This window comes from Hydromonas duriensis (genome assembly GCF_004363775.1).
Lineage (GTDB): Bacteria > Pseudomonadota > Gammaproteobacteria > Burkholderiales > Burkholderiaceae > Hydromonas > Hydromonas duriensis.
Genome location: NZ_SNZE01000010.1, coordinates 1 through 16,947, shown reverse-complemented (window position 1 = coordinate 16,947; position 16,947 = coordinate 1). Strand labels below are relative to the sequence as shown.

Here is a 16,947-nt window from a genome sequence, read left to right as displayed (position 1 = left end):
GCTTTAACTGACTTACCCCATTCAATCCACACCGCCTATTTCAAGGTCGCCAATTGGCAAAATTGCGATACAACTGTAGACCAAAAGCCCCGCTTTTTTCAGGGTGAAATTGAGTGGCGAAAATATTATCATGCGCCACTGCGCATGTAAACGCACTGCCATAAACGCTCGAACCCACGGTTAAGTGCGCATCATTCGGCATCACATAGTAGCTGTGTACAAAATAAAAATACGCCTCGTCAGGTACACCATGCCACAGCGCGTGCGCTCGCGTTTGGTTCACGCGATTCCAGCCCATGTGCGGGACCTTGAGCTTTGCACCATTGGCATCCACGGCCTCATTGAGCTGAAACTTCACCACCGAACCATCTAACCAGCCCAAACCATGCGAGTTGCCCTCTTCTGCCGCACCAAACAACATTTGCTCACCCACGCACACGCCCAGCAAGGGTTTGGTTTTTGCCCCTTCGCTCAACGCCTCCAACAAACCACTGGTGCGCAAATTTGCCATGCAATCAGGCATGGCTCCTTGCCCAGGCAAAATCAAACGTTCCGCCGCGCGCACCTGCTCAGGGTCGCTCGTAATCATCACTTGGGCTTCGGGTGCGGCCGTGCGCATCGCCTGCGCCACTGAGCGCAAATTGCCCATTCCATAATCTAAAATCGCTACTGTTGTCATAAAAATGCACTCATCATCCCGCCAAAGCTGGCAACATGTTTTTCAATCCCTCAACGATAAACTCAACCGCCACCGCCGCCACCAACAAACCCATGATTCGCGTTGCGATATTGATACCCGAACGCCCCATGATGCGATTAATCGGCTGCGCCAATTGCAACGTCAACCACACCAAAACCGCCAACACCACGCCGCAGCCAATTAAAATCACATACTCACTCGGCTTCTGCGCTTTATTGGCATACACAATGACCGTCGAAATGGCACCCGGCCCTGTCAACAACGGAATCCCTAACGGCACAACGCCAAGCGTGCTTTTGTGTTCCGCCTCATTTTGTTCTTCCGCCGAGGTGCGTGCGCCGCCCATTTGCGCATTCAACATATTCAGCGACATCAACAAAATCAACAAACCGCCTGCGACCTGCAACGACGCAGTTGAAATCCCAAAGAAAGCAATAATTTGTTCGCCGAGCAATGTACACACCGCCACCACGGTCGCCACAGTCATTGCGGCGGCGCGAATGGTGCGCTGTTTATCTTTCTCTGAGAGGTCTTGCGTCAAACTGATAAACATGGGCAACACGCCAAGCGGATTAATCAAGGCGAGCAATGCAATAAATGTTTTAAGAATATCCATATTTAAATATTTAACTTGATGTGATTAATTGCCCGCCAATTGGCTCAAGCCCCAACAACGGTTTCAGGGCGATAACTCCAACGTGAAGTGACGAACAACACAACAAGCGAAATCGCCGCCAAAGCAACGCTTAAATAGAAAAAGCCGCTCGCATGTGCGACACGTTCGGGGTAAATTCGCCACGCTGCGCCCAAGCCAATCGCATTGCCACCCGCCGCCAACACAGCCGTCGCCAAATCATGAAAACGTCGTGCTTTGTTCGCGCCCATCGACCAGCGAGGCTCGGTGTTATAGCTGGGTAAAGTCAGATGAGCGTTGTCCAGCTGCTCCATCATCGCCAAGAACGTGCGTAAATTCGTGATGGCGCGTTCCGCTTTGTAATTTAACAAGGCCAAACAAAACGAAGCCAAAGGAAAGCCCAACATCAACCATTCAACAGGCGTTGACTCGCTGCCCGCGCTGGTGCGCAAAGCCACCAACGCCGCCAATAAACTAACGACCAACGTCACGTACAACGCCAACGCCTGCTGGCGTTGAACAATGCGCGCATTGACTTCTTGATACGCTGCAATAAAACGATAATTGGCATCCACAAAGATTTTTGACATGCCCACCCCAAAACAAATTTAAAAAAGACCGTTAAACAAACGGCTTAACCCAACTTAACCCACCAAGCGACCTTTGGTCGAAGCAATTTGATCCGCCGCACGAGCATCAATCATCAACGCCATGCGCAACGCACGGCCAAAGGCTTTAAACACCGTTTCAATTTGGTGATGCGCATTGACGCCACGCAAATTATCAATATGCAAACTCACGCCCGCGTGATTGACAAAACCTCGGAAAAACTCAATCGACAAATCCAAATCAAAATTCCCCACGCGCGCACGCGTAAACGGCACATGAAACTCCAAACCTGGGCGACCCGAAAAATCAATCACCACGCGCGACAACGCCTCATCCAACGGCACATACGAGTGCCCATAACGCGTCAAGCCTTTTTTATCGCCGACCGCTTGCGCAATCGCCTGCCCCAACGTGATGCCGACATCTTCCACCGTATGATGGTCGTCAATGTGCGTATCGCCCGTGGCCACCACCTCAAGGTCGATTAAGCCATGGCGGGCAATTTGGTCAAGCATGTGATCCAAAAAAGGCACGCCCGAATTGAGTTTAGCCACGCCCGTGCCATCCAAATTAAGTGCAATGCGCACTTGAGTTTCAGAAGTATTACGGGTGACTTCAGCAGTACGAGGGGTCATCATGTCAAATCCTTACGTTTTTACGTTTTATTACGTTTGTTATGCTTCATTTCAAAATATCATTCAGCGCATCCAACAACTGCGCATTTTCGCTCTGCGAACCCACGGTCAGACGCAGCGCGTGGCTCAACATCGGGTGCGCCTTCGTCATGTTTTTCACCAACACACCACGCGCTTTCAAGCCCTCAAACACCTCATTCGCATCGCGTTCAAATTCCACCAACACAAAATTCGCTTGCGTATCAAAAGGCCGCACGCCCTTCATCGACTGCAAAGCCGACACCAGCACCGCCCGCGTCTCACGAATCTGTTGCGCCTGCGCCTCCAACACATCGACATGCTCAAGCACGCAACTCACCGCGGCTTCTGTCAACACATTGATATTATACGGCGGACGCACCTTATCCAGCTCGGCAATCAAATCCGCGCCCCCCGCCATATAGCCCAGACGCACCCCAGCCAAGCCCAGTTTTGACACCGTGCGCACCACCAACATATGCTCAAACCGCGCCAGCTCACTCATCCAAGTGAAATCTGCAAACGGCTGATACGCCTCATCCACCGCCACCAGCGCACCCACCGCCTGCGCCGCCGCCATCACCGCCAACATATCCGCACGCTCAAACGCCGCCCCAGTTGGATTATTCGGATAAGGCAAATACACCAAAGCAGGTCGATGCGTCGAAATCGCCGCCGTCATGGCAGGCACATCCAACTGAAACGACACCCCATTCACGCCATCGCGCTTTTGTAAATCCACCTCAACGTAGTCCACATGATTCAGCAACGCCGACGCGCGATACATCACAAAACTCGGCGCAGGCGCAAGCACCGTCACCCGTTCACCCGCTTTTGACACCGCCATCGACAACAGATGAATCAACTCATCCGAACCATTGCCCAACATCACACCAGACGACTCAGGGATGTGCGCATACGCGCGCAACGCCGTCACCAAACCCGAGTACGTCGGCACAGGATAACGGTTCAATGCCAACGCCGCCAAACGCGCCCCGAGCTTGGCTTTCAACTCATCAGGCAACACATAAGGATTTTCCATCGCATCGAGCTTAATCAAACCGCTCGCGTCAGGGACGTGATAAGCGGACATGGCGAGGATGTCGGGGCGGATGTTGTTAAGTAAGCGGGTTTCAGATGTAAGGTTAATCATTGATTTTGCCAGTCTAAAAAGTATTTTGTTAGCTTCTCTTTTGTGGGTATGTAGCTTTCGTTATCACCCCATGCGTAAGCAGGGTAATGGTTGATGAGTTCATTAAATAAATGTATGTTTTCACCATAAATATTCAAAGACAACCTTATTGGCATATGTTCTAGGAACTGGTATCTCACAATCAAATTATGATACGAAACATAAATGTCATTTTCGCTCAATATGGACGCATTTAATGCCAACAAGAAATACAGCTCTCTTGTAAGAAATGAACGTACAATGTTTGTATAAAGCTTCTCATCAGGAGTTGCATACCCAGCTCCATCCACATCTAGCCGCTTTACAAATTTCAAAAGCTGAAACAGCACTCGAAAATATTGGTTAATTTTGGGGTCAGATTTAAGCAATGCTTCTTTTGCTTTTTGTAATGAGTACAACTCATTTCCGTGGCCATGAGACAAAGTCTGTTCTCCGAATATTTTTTCAAACAACTCATTTACAATCGAAACCTCTGTTTTTGGCCTACTATCCGAACCATAAGTCAATCTCTCAGTTAAGATTAAATTCAACAAAACATTATGCTGCTCTAACAACGCAAAGAACGTATTTTCAAAGCGTTGTTTATCAGCTGCATTCGCTTGCGCTTGTAAAGCTTCTTTTGAACCACTTAACTCATCTCGCGTCATACGCAATTCGACTTGATTTTGCCAAAGCGTCACCAAAAGCATGATTAAGCCTAAAAAGGAGAATGTTGGCCCTAACAATCCACCAAAAAAATCGCCAACAGTTCCAAAATCGCTTCGTTCTTCAAGATTCTTCGTTAAGGATTCTAAAAATTCATTCCCAATAGAACCCACATACCAACGAACTAAAAACGTCGCTGCAACAACTGCAAGACCGAGCAACACTAACATTAACAACAAAACCCAATATTGTTTAACCTTATCGCAAATGTTTTTTCCCATGCCTACTTTCTGATATTTTTAAACTACTATATTCCAAACCATCAATCATAAAATGCATCGTTGCTGGCTTGATTCACAATCCTCTTACTTGAGGAACGGGCGTATGGAACAGGCATGAAGAATATCTATGGTTTCAACATGCCCTAAGACAAAATTAGCGTTTTCTGCAATTTATTCCGCCGTCGGATTCGGCGTCGCTTCAGCCACTTTATGCAGCAGGTTTTTATCCATATGATGAAACGGCTCGGTTTGTCCTTTAATCATCATCACGGTGTCTTCTTCGTAACCCCATGTGCCGTCGTCGTGAATCGTGACTTTGATTCTAAATTCTACCGTTTTGAAGTTGTCTTCGATGAACGGTGCGGAGCGAATGCCAAAATTCACATCGTCGTTGGTGGCGATGAGTTCAAATGTTTTGGCATCGGACGCGGCTTTGCCCACCGCCATGACGACTTGCCCACGGGGGATGGTGAGTGTGTGGATGATGGTGTGGGTCGCGGGTTCCCACAGCCAGTAGCCGATTTGGTCATGATAGGTTTTGACGTTGTCGGGTTTGGTGATGTGGGTGTGGTAGCGCAGGCCGTAGAGCAGTTGCGGGCCGTTGGTTTGTGGGTCAATCGGTTGTAAGCTGATGTTTTCGATGTAGGCTTGTTTTTTTGGGCCTTCGGCTTTCGGCTTGACATCCAGTCCGCGTTCGCCGCGCCATACGCCTGCCATCGGCGCGAGGGGGCCGAGGTTGGCGAGAGTGTTAAAGTCAATCGGGTGTGGTTCGGTGTAGATGTCTTGCGTCATGTTCGCTCCCTTATTTCAAACGCATTTCGGCACTGCGTGCGTGCGCGGTCAAGCCTTCGCCGTGGGCGAGGGTGGCAGCGATTTTGCCTAAAGTGTTGGCACCTTGTTCGCTGACGTGAATCAATGATGAGCGTTTTTGAAAGTCGTACACGCCGAGCGGCGATGAGAACCGCGCTGTGCCTGATGTGGGCAAGACGTGGTTCGGGCCTGCGCAGTAGTCGCCGAGGGATTCGGAGGTGTATGCGCCCATAAAGATTGCGCCTGCGTGACGAATTTTATCCGCCCATTGTGCGGGGTTGAGCGCTGAAATTTCTAAGTGTTCGGGCGCGATGGTGTTGCTGATGTCGCATGCTTCGTCCATGCTGCGGGTGACGATGAGTGCGCCGCGTCCTTCGAGCGAGGCGCGTATGACGTCGGCGCGGGGCATGGTTTCAATCTGTTTATTGATGCTGGCGCGGACTTTTTCGACATAATCGGCGTCTGGACACAACAAGATAGACTGCGCCAATTCGTCATGTTCGGCTTGGCTGAATAAGTCCATCGCCACCCAGTCGGGGTCGGTCGTGCCATCGGCGATAATTAAAATTTCGGACGGGCCTGCAATCATATCAATGCCGACTTGCCCAAACACGCGCCGCTTGGCTTCGGCGACAAAGGCGTTGCCGGGGCCGACAATTTTATCCACACGCGGCACGCTCGCCGTGCCATACGCCAAAGCCGCCACGGCTTGCGCCCCGCCGATGGTAAAGACCGTGCTTACACCCGCAATGTAGGCGGCCGCGAGCACCAGCGGGTTGCGAACGCCGTCGGGCGTGGGCACGACCATGATGATGTGCTCGACACCCGCCACATGCGCAGGAATTGCATTCATCAAGACAGAGGATGGATACGCCGCCTTACCGCCAGGGACATAAATGCCCACGCGATCCAGTGGTGTGACTTTTTGCCCGAGCATCGTGCCATCGGCTTCGGTGTATTGCCAACTTTTGCCGCACTCTGCGTTTTGCGCTTCATGATATTGTTTCACACGGCTGGCGGCGGCTTGTAAGGCTTGGCGTTGCGCGTCGCTTAAGCCATCGAACGCGGTTTTTAAATCCGCCTGCGTCAGCGTTAATTCCGCCATGGATTGCGCATGAATGCGGTCAAACTTGTTGGTCAATTCAACAACCGCATCGTCACCTCGCGCACGTACCGCCGCGATGATGTCGGTCACGGCGGATTGAATGCCCGCATCGGTGGAGTCGTCAAAGGCGAGACGGGTTTGGAGTTGCTGATTGAAATCAGGCGCGGTGGTTTGATAAACAGGAATATTGACTGAAGTCATAATGTTCTATTTGAAAAAATTTAAAAACGGAATTTAATTTTACTGCGCAAACAATCATGCCGCCAACTCAAGCAAGCGTACTCAGCCCGCTTTAAATCAATGGCGCAACAATATTTTCTTTGGCGTACACGCGTTGTACCGCAGGTCGAGCTAAAATTCGCTCAAGATAGGGGCGAATATGCGTCCAATCGCGCGCGGGTGGGCATACGTCCGCATTAAAGTGACGCGTCCAACGGCACAGCATAAACGCATACACGTCCGCAACGCTAAACTGCTCGCCAAGCAAATAATCTTGACCGCGCCGCGCCAATTCGTTGTCCAAAATGCTCAACAAGTTTTTCACACGCGCTTGCGCATGCGACTTCACTTCTGCCGCCCCAAGCTCATTGCCAGCATCGACCCAACGTTCAGCATAAAAATAAGGCATCAGCGTTGAGTGAAATGTATTCGCCAACCAAAACATCCACTTATAAAATTCGCCTCGTTCTGTAGTGCCTACATTTGGCACAAGCCCCGCTTGCGGCTTTAGCTCTGCCAAATAAATGGCAATTGCCGCTGTTTCAAACAGAACCAAATCATCGTGTACCAACGTGGGAATGGTGCCGTTCGGGTTCAACTGTAGATATTCTTTGGATTTTTGTGCATTGACTTGACGGTCAACCAAGACCAATTCAAAAGGCAAGCCCAATTCCTCTAAAATAATATGCGGCGTCATGGACGCATCTGTGGGCGAATAATGCAATTTAATCATGATGACGCCTTTGACTGGGACGCAGCCTCAAATGCCGCGAGAATCGGGCGCAAGCGTGCCGCTTTTAATTTCAAAGAGGCTTGATTGACGATGAGGCGGGATGAAATGTCGCAAATGTGTTCCACCTCGACCAAATCATTCGCACGCAAGGTGCCGCCCGTGCTCACCAAGTCAACAATCGCATCGCCCAAGCCAACCAGCGGGCCGAGTTCCATCGAGCCGTACAGCTTAATTAAATCAACGTGCATGCCTTTTGCGGCGAAATGGTGTTTGGCGGTTTCTACGTATTTGGTGACGACACGGATGCGTGCGCCACTGCCGACCGCGGCTTGATAATCAAAGCCATTTTTAACCGCAACCGCCATGCGACATTTGGCAATTTGCAGGTCAATCGGGCTATACAATCCGTCTAAACCCGTTTCTAAGAGGGTGTCTTTGCCCGCCACGCCAAAATCGGCTGCGCCGTAACGCACGTAAGTCGGCACATCAGAGGCACGGACAATAATGACGCGCAATTGCGCATCGTTGGTCGGCAAAATCAGTTTACGTGAGCGTTCTGGGTCTTCCAGCACTTCAATGCCTGCCGCGCGGAGCATGGGTAAAGTTTCGGTAAAGATTCGGCCTTTGGAGAGGGCAAGGGTCAACATGAGAGATTCGCTTGAGAAAGTTGTCCGCACATGCTGCGGTACATAAAAAGTAAATTATCCCATGAAACCTTGATTTCATGGGATTTTTGTATGGCTTTAGCGACTTTAATTCATCAGATGTTTTGCATGTTTAGGCTTTTTTCAAAAACTCAGACTTGAGCGATAACGCCACTCCATCGACTTTGCAGTCAATATCGTGGTCGCCGTCCACAATACGAATGTTTTTTACTTTTGTCCCTTTTTTAATGACGATTGAGCTGCCTTTCACTTTAAGGTCTTTGGTGAGAATCACCGAGTCGCCATTAATCAATGTGTTGCCGTTGGCATCGCGAGTCACGCGGCCTTCGTCGACGGCGACGGCTTCGCCAACGCTCCACTCATGACCGCAGTCGGCACAAATAATGAGCTCGCCATCTGGGTACGTATTGGGCTGGCGACAAATAGGGCATGCAGGAGAAGTCATAATCGGCTTTCTATGTGAGGATTTAAAATATAAACGGCTTGCATGACGCAAGCCGTTTGTCATAAGTTTGCCTTAAGCTAGATGCGTTTTTCCCTTATTTTACAGGGCTTCGACTTGCGCCGTCAGGCTTTCGAGTCGTTTAGGCAATGCTGCGGGCATTCGCTGACTTAAGGTTGCAAATAACTCGGCATGCAGTTTCACTTCGGCTTGCCAGTCGGCCTTGTCCATGTCCATGATGGCGTCGAATGCGGCGCGGCTGAAATCGCTGCCTTGCCAGTTTAAGTCGTCATAACGAGGGCTTAAGCCGAAGAAATGTTCGACACCTTGCGCTGCGCCGTTGTCATTGCGCGTGAGCATCCATTCAAGCACGCGCATGTTGTCACCAAAACCCGGCCAGACAAATTGTCCGTCCGCGTCTTTGCGGAACCAGTTGACACAGAAAATGTGCGGCAAGGTCGCGCCCCGTGCTTGTAGCTGCTCGCCCATGTTGAGCCAATGCGCAAAGTAATCGCTCATGTTGTAACCCATGAACGGCAGCATGGCAAATGGGTCACGACGAACCACGCCTTGCGCACCAAAGGCGGCGGCGGTGGTTTCTGAACCCATGGTCGCTGCCATATACACGCCTTCGCTCCAGTTACGCGCTTGGGTCACGAGTGGCACGGTATTTGAACGACGACCGCCAAAAATGAAAGCATCAATTGCCACGCCCGCAGGGTTGTCCCATTCAGCATCTAAGGCAGGGTTGTTGGTGGCGGCGACGGTGAAGCGCGCATTTGGATGCGCGGCCTTACGACCTGCGTCACCATCGGCGGGCGTCCAATCCTTGCCTTGCCAGTCAATCAGGTGCGCGGGGGCTTGTTTGGTTAAACCTTCCCACCATACGTCACCATCGTCGGTTAATGCGACGTTGGTGAAAATCACGTCAGACTTGAGCGACGCCATGCAATTGGGGTTGCTTTTTTCATTTGTGCCAGGTGCGACACCGAAGTAACCCGCTTCAGGGTTGATGGCATACAATTTGCCGTCTGCGGCGGGTTTAATCCACGCAATGTCGTCACCAATCGTGGTCACCGTCCAACCCTCATAACCTGCGGGCGGTATCAACATGGCAAAATTGGTTTTACCACACGCTGAGGGGAATGCGGCAGCCACATGTTTTTTAACACCTTGCGGGTTGGTGACACCAAGAATCAACATGTGTTCAGCGAGCCAGCCTTGCTCATGCCCCATGACTGAAGCAATGCGCAAAGCCAAGCATTTTTTGCCCAGCAAAGCATTACCGCCGTAGCCTGAACCATACGACCAGATTTCACGGGTTTCAGGGTAGTGAACAATGTATTTGGTGTCGGGATTGCATGGCCATGCCACATCTTTTTCGCCCGCGACCAGAGGTTTACCGACGGTATGAACGCACGGAATAAATTCACCCGCCTCGCCCAACACGTCATAGACCGCACGCCCCATGCGGGTCATGAGCTTCATGTTGATGACCACATAAGGGCTGTCCGTCAACTCGACGCCGATGTGTGCAATATTGGAACCCAAAGGCCCCATCGAAAATGGGATGACGTACAGGGTGCGACCGCGCATACTGCCTTTGAACAAAGGATTCAATGTGGCGCGCATGTCATCGGGTGCCATCCAATTATTAGTTGGGCCTGCGTCATCTTGGTTTTGGCTACAAATAAATGTACGGTCTTCAACTCGCGCCACATCAGATGGGTCGCTTAACGCCAAAAATGAGTTGGGGCGCAGGGCTGGGTTCAATCGTTTCATCGTGCCCGCGGCGACGAGCTGCTCACACAAAGCATTGTACTCAGACTGTGAACCATCACACCAATGTACCGCGGCTGGCTCTAATAGAGCGACCATTTCGGCGACCCAACTCAGTAGTTTTTGATGACGGATGTATGCAGCTGGCGCAGCTAAAGGATTCATAAAAAACTCCAAAAAATAAAATTAAAATGTGATGCGCCATTGTAACGATTGGCATTGACTTTTGCCTGACATAAGCTGACATTCAGAGCAAGGCTTCCGCTTTTTGGTGAAAAACTTGATTTATTTAAATATTTCCACTAAAAAATACGTGCGAATGGCGGCGTCTAAGCGCAACCATCGTCAAGCCACAGCAGACGTTTTTCATATAAAAAAAGCGCCCTTTCGGACGCATTTTTTATCTTGATTTCAACCATTAAATCTCTTCACCCATGCCACTTACCCGCTCAATCGTGGCTCCCACTGCGGCTAATTTTTCTTCCATGCGCTCGTAGCCACGGTCAAGGTGGTAAATTCGGTCAACAATGGTCGTGCCTTCGGCCACCATGCCCAAAATCACCAAGCTGGCGGAAGCGCGCAAATCAGTGGCCATAACCATTGCACCTGATAACGCGGTGGATTCAACGCCTTCCGTGATGGCGGTGTGACCATCGACGACAATATTGGCGCCAAGGCGGTTCATTTCTTGCACGTGCATGAAACGATTTTCAAAAATGGTTTCAGTGACGCGAGAGGTGCCGTTGGCAATGGCATTCACGGCCATAAACTGCGCTTGCATGTCGGTCGGAAAACCTGGGTACTCCGTGGTACGAAAACTCACAGGTTTTGGACGAGCGTCCATTTTGGCGCGAATCCAAGTGTCACCCACTTCAAGTTCAACGCCAATTTCACGCAGCTTATCCAACACCGCATCCATAATCGTTGGGTCAACATGGGTCAAGCGCACATCGCCCCCCGTTGCGGCCACCGCGCACAAGAACGTCCCCGCTTCAATGCGATCAGATACCACCGAATGCGTCGTGCCATGTAAACGCTCAACGCCTTGAATCATCAAGCGATTGCTGCCGATGCCTTCGATTTTAGCCCCCATGCTCACCAGCATTTTCGCCAAATCGGTGACTTCAGGTTCGCATGCAGCATTTTCGAGCACGGTTTCACCATCAGCGAGCACCGCGGCCATCAATAAATTTTCTGTGCCCGTTACCGTAATCATATCGGTCACAATGCGCGCGCCTTTGAGACGACCGCCTTCAGGTGCTTTCGCATGAATATACCCGTGCTCAATGGTAATCTGCGCACCCATTGCTTGTAGACCTTTGATGTGTTGGTCGACAGGACGCGCACCAATCGCGCAACCACCCGGCAACGACACCCACGCTTCACCAAAACGCGCCAACAAAGGCCCAAGCACCAGAATCGAGGCACGCATGGTTTTCACCAGCTCATACGTCGCTTTGGTGCTAATCGTGCCGTAGGCCTGCACAGTCACTTTGTCATGCTGCAACTCAGAAACAGACACACCCAATTCACGCAGCAATTTCATGGTGGTGTTAATGTCGCGCAAAGAAGGGACATTTCGCAATTGCACGGGTTCATGGGTCAATAAAGTTGCGCACATGATGGGTAACGCCGCATTTTTTGCGCCGCCCACGCGGATGTCGCCCTTCAAACGGAGGTTGGGGTGCCCTGTGATTTTCAGTTGTTCCATGACTGTCTTTCTATATTTTTTGTGATTATGGGTTTTGTTTGTTTTGCCATTCTGCTGGCGTATAGGTTTTCATGGACAGCGCATGAATTTGCTCATCCATGCGTTCGCCCAGTACAGCGTATACCGCACGTTGACGCGCCAACGTGCGTTGACCTTCAAATGAAGATGACACAATCGTCGCGTAAAAATGTCGACCGTCGCCATCAATCTCGATGTGCTCGCAAGACAAGCCTGCAAGAATAAAGCCTTTAATTTGTTCTGGAGTGGGGTGATTCATATTTAACTTAATGTCTTAATTTATAACCGCGCTTGAGCATGCCCAACGCGAACGTGGCCAGCGCCAACAGTGCGCCTAAAACGATGCCGATGCTGCGCCAATGCGAGACATCGGATTGTCCAAAAAAGCCATACCTAAAGCCGTCTATCATATAGAAAAACGGATTGAAATGAGAGAGTTTTTGCCAAAAAGGCGGTAAAGATTCAATCGAATAAAACACGCCCGACAAAAACGTCGCGGGCATGATAATGAAGTTTTGAAAAGCGGCCAATTGGTCAAATTTTTCAGCCCAGATGCCTGCAACCAACCCCAAAGTTCCCATTAAGGATGCACCCGCAACTAAAAACAAAACAACCCACAACGGATGTGCAATCTGTACATCAACAAACCAAACCGTCACCAACATCACGCCCGCGCCAACTGCAACCCCGCGTACCACTGAGGCGGCGATATAGCCCAAAAACATTTGTACGGGCGTGAGCGGAGAGAGCAACAAGAACACCAAATTCCCCGTGATTTTAGATTGAATCAATGAGGATGAGGTATTGGCAAAAGCATTTTGCAGTACGCTCATCATAATTAAGCCTGGCACCAAAAATTGAGTGTAATCAATTGAGCCATAGACTTTTACGTGATTTTGCAATAATTGTCCAAAAATCATCAAATACAATAAGGCCGTGATGACAGGAGCCGCTACGGTCTGAAACGCAACATTCCAAAAACGACGCACTTCTTTTAAAAACAATGTCCACATGCCAATCATGACAACACCTCCTGTACACGAGCATCGGTCTGCATCATGCGTACAAATACCTCTTCCAAATCTGCTTGTGACACTTTGACATCCTCCAATTCGCCGCCCGCCAAGCGCACGGCCGTCAGTACCGCCTCCACCTCATTGGCTTTTTTGAGCGTAAAACTGAGCTTATCTTGCGGCTGAACTTCGCTCGCTTGTGCGCATGTCTGGCGCACCTGCTCACTTAAGGCTTGCGGATGAATCGTGTTGTGCAATTTGATACTCAACTGCACTCCAGCCAATTGCTGCAGCAATGCACTGGTGCGGTCCAGCGCAATCAGCTCACCTTTTTTAAGCATGGCGATGCGCTCGCACAACTGCTCCGCCTCTTCCAAATAATGCGTGGTCAAAACAATGGTGTGACCTTCTTTGTGCAAGCGCGAGACAAACTGCCATAATGTTTGGCGCAATTCCACATCAACCCCAGCCGTCGGCTCATCCAGAATCATCACGGGTGGACGATGCACCAAGGCTTGCGCAACCAATACGCGCCGCTTCATCCCTCCCGATAGTTGACGCATATTGGCATTGGCTTTATCGCTCAGACCCAAATGGTGTAACAACTCATCAATCCATGCATCATTATTCTTTAAGCCAAAATAGCCAGATTGCCAGCGCAGGGTGTCGCGAACAGTAAAAAACGGGTCAAAGGCCAACTCTTGTGGCACCACGCCAAGTTGACGACGGGCATTTTGATAATCTTGATGGGCATCACAGCCCATGATTTTAACGCTGCCCGCACTGGGGCGCACCAAACCCGCCATGCTGGAAATTAACGTGGTTTTACCCGCACCATTAGGGCCGAGCAAACCAAAAAATTCGCCTTGTCGAACCGTAAAACTTACATCGTTGAGCGCGGTCAAGTCGCCGTAACGTTTGACCACACGATTAACCTCAATTGCTGGCTGTACCGCATTCATATGGGAGCCTCAAAAGTATAAAACGCCCATTATACGCCGAAAGCAAAATGCGACAAAGACGTTGTCTACGATGCCTTTGTCTCTCTTGATTTAGAATTACAAATTAAAAGTATGTTTTGTTGTTTTTTATTTCCATAAAAAAATGCTTGGTATTTATTCATTGCCTTACCCTATACTTGCGACTATGCTTTTTCGGACCGTCACGCATGTATGAAATACCAACATATCACCTAGAAAGCGCATCATGATGTCTTTACCACCGATTTCTCAAAAATTTGTCAGTCACTTTGGTGAAATGGGCAGTCACTGGGGCATCAATCGCACCGTCGGCCAAATTTATGCACTGCTTTACATTGCTGAAGAGCCTCTGCCCGCGGAACGTATTAGCGAGTTGCTCGGCTTTTCACGCTCGAATGTCAGCATCGGTTTAAAGGAACTCAACAGCTGGCGACTCATCAAAATGACTCACAAAGTCGGCGACCGTCGAGAGTACTTTTCAAGTTTGAGCGATATTTGGGAGATTTTTCGCACAGTCGCTGCCGAACGGCATCGGCGCGAGATTCAACCCACCGCAACCGTAGTCCGCGAAGCACTCCTCGAAACCCCGAGCAATGCCGCAGAAGTTCATGCTCAAGAGCAAATCCGCAAAATGAGCGATTTGTTTGAGTTGGCAAATTCATGGTTTGATGAACTACAAGACATGAGCATAGAAGAAATGGCACGCTTGATGAAGCTGGGCATGCAGGTCAAAGGCGTACTTGATATAACCGATAAACTGAGCTTCAAAAATGTGCGCGCCTCAAAAAAAAGCAAATCGACGAGCGAGTAATCGCCCGATGCCGACTTTTGTTATTGAGGTTTCAAAATAAAATTGAAAAAACCACCAATTTGGTATGGTGGTTTTTTTTAATGCGTTTTTTTACTGCATGCCTTATCAAAATTCTTCATACAAAGGCAAAGTTAGAAACTCTACAAAATCCTCTCGCGTGCTCATGTCAGAAAAAATCTCCGCCGCGCGCGTAACCGTCGCCAACCCTTGCAAGGCGGATGAAACTTTAGAGGTCTCTTCTGCCACCATTTGATGCACCAACTCCACCGTTACCTTGCGCCCATCATCCAACACACCTTTGTCGGAACGAATCCATTGCCACACCTGAGAACGGCTAATTTCCGCCGTTGCCGCATCTTCCATTAAGTTGTGGATTGGCACACACCCGTTGCCATCAAGCCATGCAGCGAGATAGTGAATACCCACATTGATGTTATTGCGTAAGCCAGCCTCCGTAATGGGTGCTTCTGGTTGGAAATTCAATAAATCCGCCGCCTTGACCGTTACATCATCTCGCTGTTTTTCAAACTGATTCGGCTTATCACCTAATACTTTAACAAACTCTGCCATGGCCACATCAACCAATCCAGGATGCGCAACCCAGCCACCATCATACCCATCGTTGGCATCTCGCAACTTGTCATTACGAATACCCGCAAATGCGCGCTCATTGGCATCGACATCTGTTTTACTTGGAATCAGCGCACTCATACCACCCATCGCTGGCGCACCTCGTTTATGGCACGTCTTAACCAATAACAAAGCATAAGCCCGCATAAACGGAGCTGTCATCGTCACTTGTGAGCGATCTGCTAGGCAAAAATCGGGGTTGTTTTTGAATTTTTTGATACATGAAAAAATGTAATCCCAACGCCCCGCATTCAAACCCGCACTGTGCTCGCGTAGTTCATATAAAATTTCATCCATTTCAAATGCCGCCGTAATGGTTTCAATCAAAACAGTGGCTTTAATGGTGCCTTGCGCAATACCCAGTCGCTTTTGAGTATAAACAAACACGTCGTTCCATAGACGCGCCTCCAAATGACTTTCCATTTTCGGTAAATAAAAATAAGGCCCCGCACCGCGTGCCAGCAACTCTTTGGCATTATGAAAAAAGTACAAAGCAAAATCAAACAAACCACCCGAAACACGCTCACCATCCACTAGCACATGCTTCTCATCTAAATGCCAGCCCCTTGGTCGAACCAATAAAGTTGCAGTTTGGTCATTTAATCTATAAGTCTTACCATTGGTCTCAAAATCCACTTGACGACGAATCGCATCATACAAGTTAATTTGGCCTTGAATTTGATTGTGCCAACTGGGTGCGTTTGAGTCCTCAAAGTCAGACATATAGGCATCGGCCCCTGAGTTTAGGGCATTAATAATCATCTTACGTTCGACAGGCCCAGTAATTTCAACCCGACGACATTGTAATGCAGACGGAATTGGGGCAACCTTCCATGCGCCCTCTCGTATATTTTTAGTCTCAGGCAGAAAATCGAGACGCCCACCATTATCCAAAGCCTTCACACGCTCAATGCGCGAGCGTAAAAGCTCGGTCCTTCTCGGTGCAAACTCACGATGCAAATCAGCAACTAAACTTAACGCATCAAAAGTCAAAATTCCTGCAAAATCAACAGTTACGGGCGCATTGATTTGCATACCGATTGGAAGAGAAATCGCCATGATAAGCTCCTATATAAAATATATTTGTATTATGTCTTATATAAGACTTTTGCGCAATAGTATGCTTGATATTCTTTACAAGAAAAACAAGTGGAAAAATATCTAAAACCAAGCGCAACAAATGAAGAATGAAGGCAATCGAAATAATGCTAAAAGTTATAGATTTAGCCTGAGAGGTATGCCAATAAGATTTTATATATTTTTCCTATTGAATGAGAATACATGATGAAGTCAATAAAAAACCCCCAACTCAAAGAG

18 protein-coding genes are annotated in these 16,947 nt (G+C 49.3%); 1 reads left to right on the top strand and 17 read right to left on the bottom strand.

Annotated elements, in window-relative coordinates; genetic code table 11:
* Positions 1-40: 40 nt before the first annotated feature.
* The 16 genes from hisH to DFR44_RS05870 all read right to left on the bottom strand — a co-directional run bounded on the left by hisH (position 41) and on the right by DFR44_RS05870 (position 14,171).
* Positions 41-679 (bottom strand): imidazole glycerol phosphate synthase subunit HisH, encoded by a 639-nt coding sequence (hisH, locus tag DFR44_RS05945; protein WP_133620068.1) that lies wholly within the window; start codon positions 677-679, stop codon positions 41-43.
* Positions 680-692: 13 nt separating this feature from the next.
* Complete coding sequence (locus DFR44_RS05940) at positions 693-1,316, bottom strand: MarC family protein (protein ID WP_133620066.1); 624 nt, start codon at positions 1,314-1,316, stop codon at positions 693-695.
* A 44-nt stretch (positions 1,317-1,360) separates the two neighbouring features.
* Positions 1,361-1,924 (bottom strand): hypothetical protein, encoded by a 564-nt coding sequence (locus DFR44_RS05935; RefSeq protein WP_133620064.1) that lies wholly within the window; start codon positions 1,922-1,924, stop codon positions 1,361-1,363.
* A 54-nt stretch (positions 1,925-1,978) separates the two neighbouring features.
* Positions 1,979-2,578, bottom strand: coding sequence for an imidazoleglycerol-phosphate dehydratase HisB (gene hisB, locus DFR44_RS05930; protein WP_133620206.1), 600 nt, complete (start codon positions 2,576-2,578; stop codon positions 1,979-1,981).
* Between the two features lie 46 nt (positions 2,579-2,624).
* Positions 2,625-3,749, bottom strand: coding sequence for a histidinol-phosphate transaminase (gene hisC / locus DFR44_RS05925; protein WP_133620062.1), 1,125 nt, complete (start codon positions 3,747-3,749; stop codon positions 2,625-2,627).
* The gene (locus DFR44_RS05920; protein ID WP_133620060.1) at positions 3,746-4,714 is read right to left on the bottom strand and encodes a putative phage abortive infection protein; all 969 of its coding nucleotides are present in this window, start codon (positions 4,712-4,714) and stop codon (positions 3,746-3,748) included. The genes hisC and DFR44_RS05920 overlap by 4 nt, the downstream gene beginning before the upstream one ends.
* A 171-nt stretch (positions 4,715-4,885) precedes the next feature.
* Positions 4,886-5,506 carry an FABP family protein gene (locus DFR44_RS05915; RefSeq protein WP_133620058.1) on the bottom strand — a complete coding sequence of 207 codons (621 nt, stop codon included), beginning with the start codon at positions 5,504-5,506 and terminating at the stop codon, positions 4,886-4,888.
* Between the two features lie 10 nt (positions 5,507-5,516).
* Positions 5,517-6,830, bottom strand: coding sequence for a histidinol dehydrogenase (gene hisD / locus DFR44_RS05910; protein WP_133620056.1), 1,314 nt, complete (start codon positions 6,828-6,830; stop codon positions 5,517-5,519).
* 91 nt (positions 6,831-6,921) lie between these two features.
* Entirely contained in the window at positions 6,922-7,581 is a 660-nt protein-coding gene (locus tag DFR44_RS05905) for a glutathione S-transferase family protein (RefSeq protein WP_133620055.1), read from the bottom strand.
* Complete coding sequence (hisG, locus tag DFR44_RS05900; RefSeq protein WP_133620052.1) at positions 7,578-8,228, bottom strand: ATP phosphoribosyltransferase; 651 nt, start codon at positions 8,226-8,228, stop codon at positions 7,578-7,580. Before hisG ends, DFR44_RS05905 begins: the two co-directional genes overlap by 4 nt.
* A gap of 130 nt (positions 8,229-8,358) precedes the next feature.
* Positions 8,359-8,691 (bottom strand): zinc ribbon domain-containing protein YjdM, encoded by a 333-nt coding sequence (locus DFR44_RS05895; RefSeq protein ID WP_133620049.1) that lies wholly within the window; start codon positions 8,689-8,691, stop codon positions 8,359-8,361.
* A 99-nt stretch (positions 8,692-8,790) separates the two neighbouring features.
* Complete coding sequence (locus tag DFR44_RS05890) at positions 8,791-10,632, bottom strand: phosphoenolpyruvate carboxykinase (GTP) (RefSeq protein WP_133620046.1); 1,842 nt, start codon at positions 10,630-10,632, stop codon at positions 8,791-8,793.
* Between the two features lie 253 nt (positions 10,633-10,885).
* On the bottom strand, positions 10,886-12,178 hold the full coding sequence (murA, locus tag DFR44_RS05885) for a UDP-N-acetylglucosamine 1-carboxyvinyltransferase (RefSeq protein WP_133620044.1): 1,293 nt from the start codon (positions 12,176-12,178) through the stop codon (positions 10,886-10,888).
* Between the two features lie 25 nt (positions 12,179-12,203).
* A complete protein-coding gene (locus tag DFR44_RS05880) occupies positions 12,204-12,455 on the bottom strand; it encodes a BolA family protein (protein ID WP_133620041.1) in 252 nt (83 codons plus the stop codon).
* 7 nt (positions 12,456-12,462) lie between these two features.
* Positions 12,463-13,218: an ABC transporter permease gene (locus tag DFR44_RS05875; protein WP_133620037.1), complete on the bottom strand. Its 756-nt coding sequence runs from the start codon at positions 13,216-13,218 to the stop codon at positions 12,463-12,465.
* On the bottom strand, positions 13,215-14,171 hold the full coding sequence (locus tag DFR44_RS05870; RefSeq protein ID WP_133620034.1) for an ABC transporter ATP-binding protein: 957 nt from the start codon (positions 14,169-14,171) through the stop codon (positions 13,215-13,217). Before DFR44_RS05870 ends, DFR44_RS05875 begins: the two co-directional genes overlap by 4 nt.
* 247 nt (positions 14,172-14,418) lie before the next feature.
* On the opposite strand from DFR44_RS05870, the gene DFR44_RS05865 reads away from it, so the two are divergent.
* Positions 14,419-15,000, top strand: coding sequence for a GbsR/MarR family transcriptional regulator (locus tag DFR44_RS05865; protein WP_133620203.1), 582 nt, complete (start codon positions 14,419-14,421; stop codon positions 14,998-15,000).
* A 105-nt stretch (positions 15,001-15,105) separates the two neighbouring features.
* Here the strand turns inward: DFR44_RS05865 and aceB are convergent, their stop codons facing one another.
* Complete coding sequence (gene aceB, locus DFR44_RS05860) at positions 15,106-16,689, bottom strand: malate synthase A (protein WP_133620030.1); 1,584 nt, start codon at positions 16,687-16,689, stop codon at positions 15,106-15,108.
* Positions 16,690-16,947: the final 258 nt, after the last annotated feature.

Excerpts from the sequence above, each read along its gene's own strand:
- DFR44_RS05880 (WP_133620041.1), bottom strand. The coding sequence starts at position 12,455 with ATGAATCACCCCACTCCAGAACAAATTAAAGGCTTTATTCTTGCAGGC.
- DFR44_RS05890 (WP_133620046.1), bottom strand. The coding sequence starts at position 10,632 with ATGAATCCTTTAGCTGCGCCAGCTGCATACATCCGTCATCAAAAACTA.
- hisC (WP_133620062.1), bottom strand. The coding sequence starts at position 3,749 with ATGATTAACCTTACATCTGAAACCCGCTTACTTAACAACATCCGCCCC.
- DFR44_RS05865 (WP_133620203.1), top strand. The coding sequence starts at position 14,419 with ATGTCTTTACCACCGATTTCTCAAAAATTTGTCAGTCACTTTGGTGAA.
- DFR44_RS05870 (WP_133620034.1), bottom strand. The coding sequence starts at position 14,171 with ATGAATGCGGTACAGCCAGCAATTGAGGTTAATCGTGTGGTCAAACGT.
- DFR44_RS05920 (WP_133620060.1), bottom strand. The coding sequence starts at position 4,714 with ATGGGAAAAAACATTTGCGATAAGGTTAAACAATATTGGGTTTTGTTG.
- hisD (WP_133620056.1), bottom strand. The coding sequence starts at position 6,830 with ATGACTTCAGTCAATATTCCTGTTTATCAAACCACCGCGCCTGATTTC.
- hisH (WP_133620068.1), bottom strand. The coding sequence starts at position 679 with ATGACAACAGTAGCGATTTTAGATTATGGAATGGGCAATTTGCGCTCA.
- DFR44_RS05905 (WP_133620055.1), bottom strand. The coding sequence starts at position 7,581 with ATGATTAAATTGCATTATTCGCCCACAGATGCGTCCATGACGCCGCAT.
- DFR44_RS05915 (WP_133620058.1), bottom strand. The coding sequence starts at position 5,506 with ATGACGCAAGACATCTACACCGAACCACACCCGATTGACTTTAACACT.
- hisB (WP_133620206.1), bottom strand. The coding sequence starts at position 2,578 with ATGACCCCTCGTACTGCTGAAGTCACCCGTAATACTTCTGAAACTCAA.
- murA (WP_133620044.1), bottom strand. The coding sequence starts at position 12,178 with ATGGAACAACTGAAAATCACAGGGCACCCCAACCTCCGTTTGAAGGGC.
- DFR44_RS05895 (WP_133620049.1), bottom strand. The coding sequence starts at position 8,691 with ATGACTTCTCCTGCATGCCCTATTTGTCGCCAGCCCAATACGTACCCA.
- DFR44_RS05935 (WP_133620064.1), bottom strand. The coding sequence starts at position 1,924 with ATGTCAAAAATCTTTGTGGATGCCAATTATCGTTTTATTGCAGCGTAT.
- DFR44_RS05875 (WP_133620037.1), bottom strand. The coding sequence starts at position 13,218 with ATGATTGGCATGTGGACATTGTTTTTAAAAGAAGTGCGTCGTTTTTGG.
- aceB (WP_133620030.1), bottom strand. The coding sequence starts at position 16,689 with ATGGCGATTTCTCTTCCAATCGGTATGCAAATCAATGCGCCCGTAACT.
- DFR44_RS05940 (WP_133620066.1), bottom strand. The coding sequence starts at position 1,316 with ATGGATATTCTTAAAACATTTATTGCATTGCTCGCCTTGATTAATCCG.
- hisG (WP_133620052.1), bottom strand. The coding sequence starts at position 8,228 with ATGTTGACCCTTGCCCTCTCCAAAGGCCGAATCTTTACCGAAACTTTA.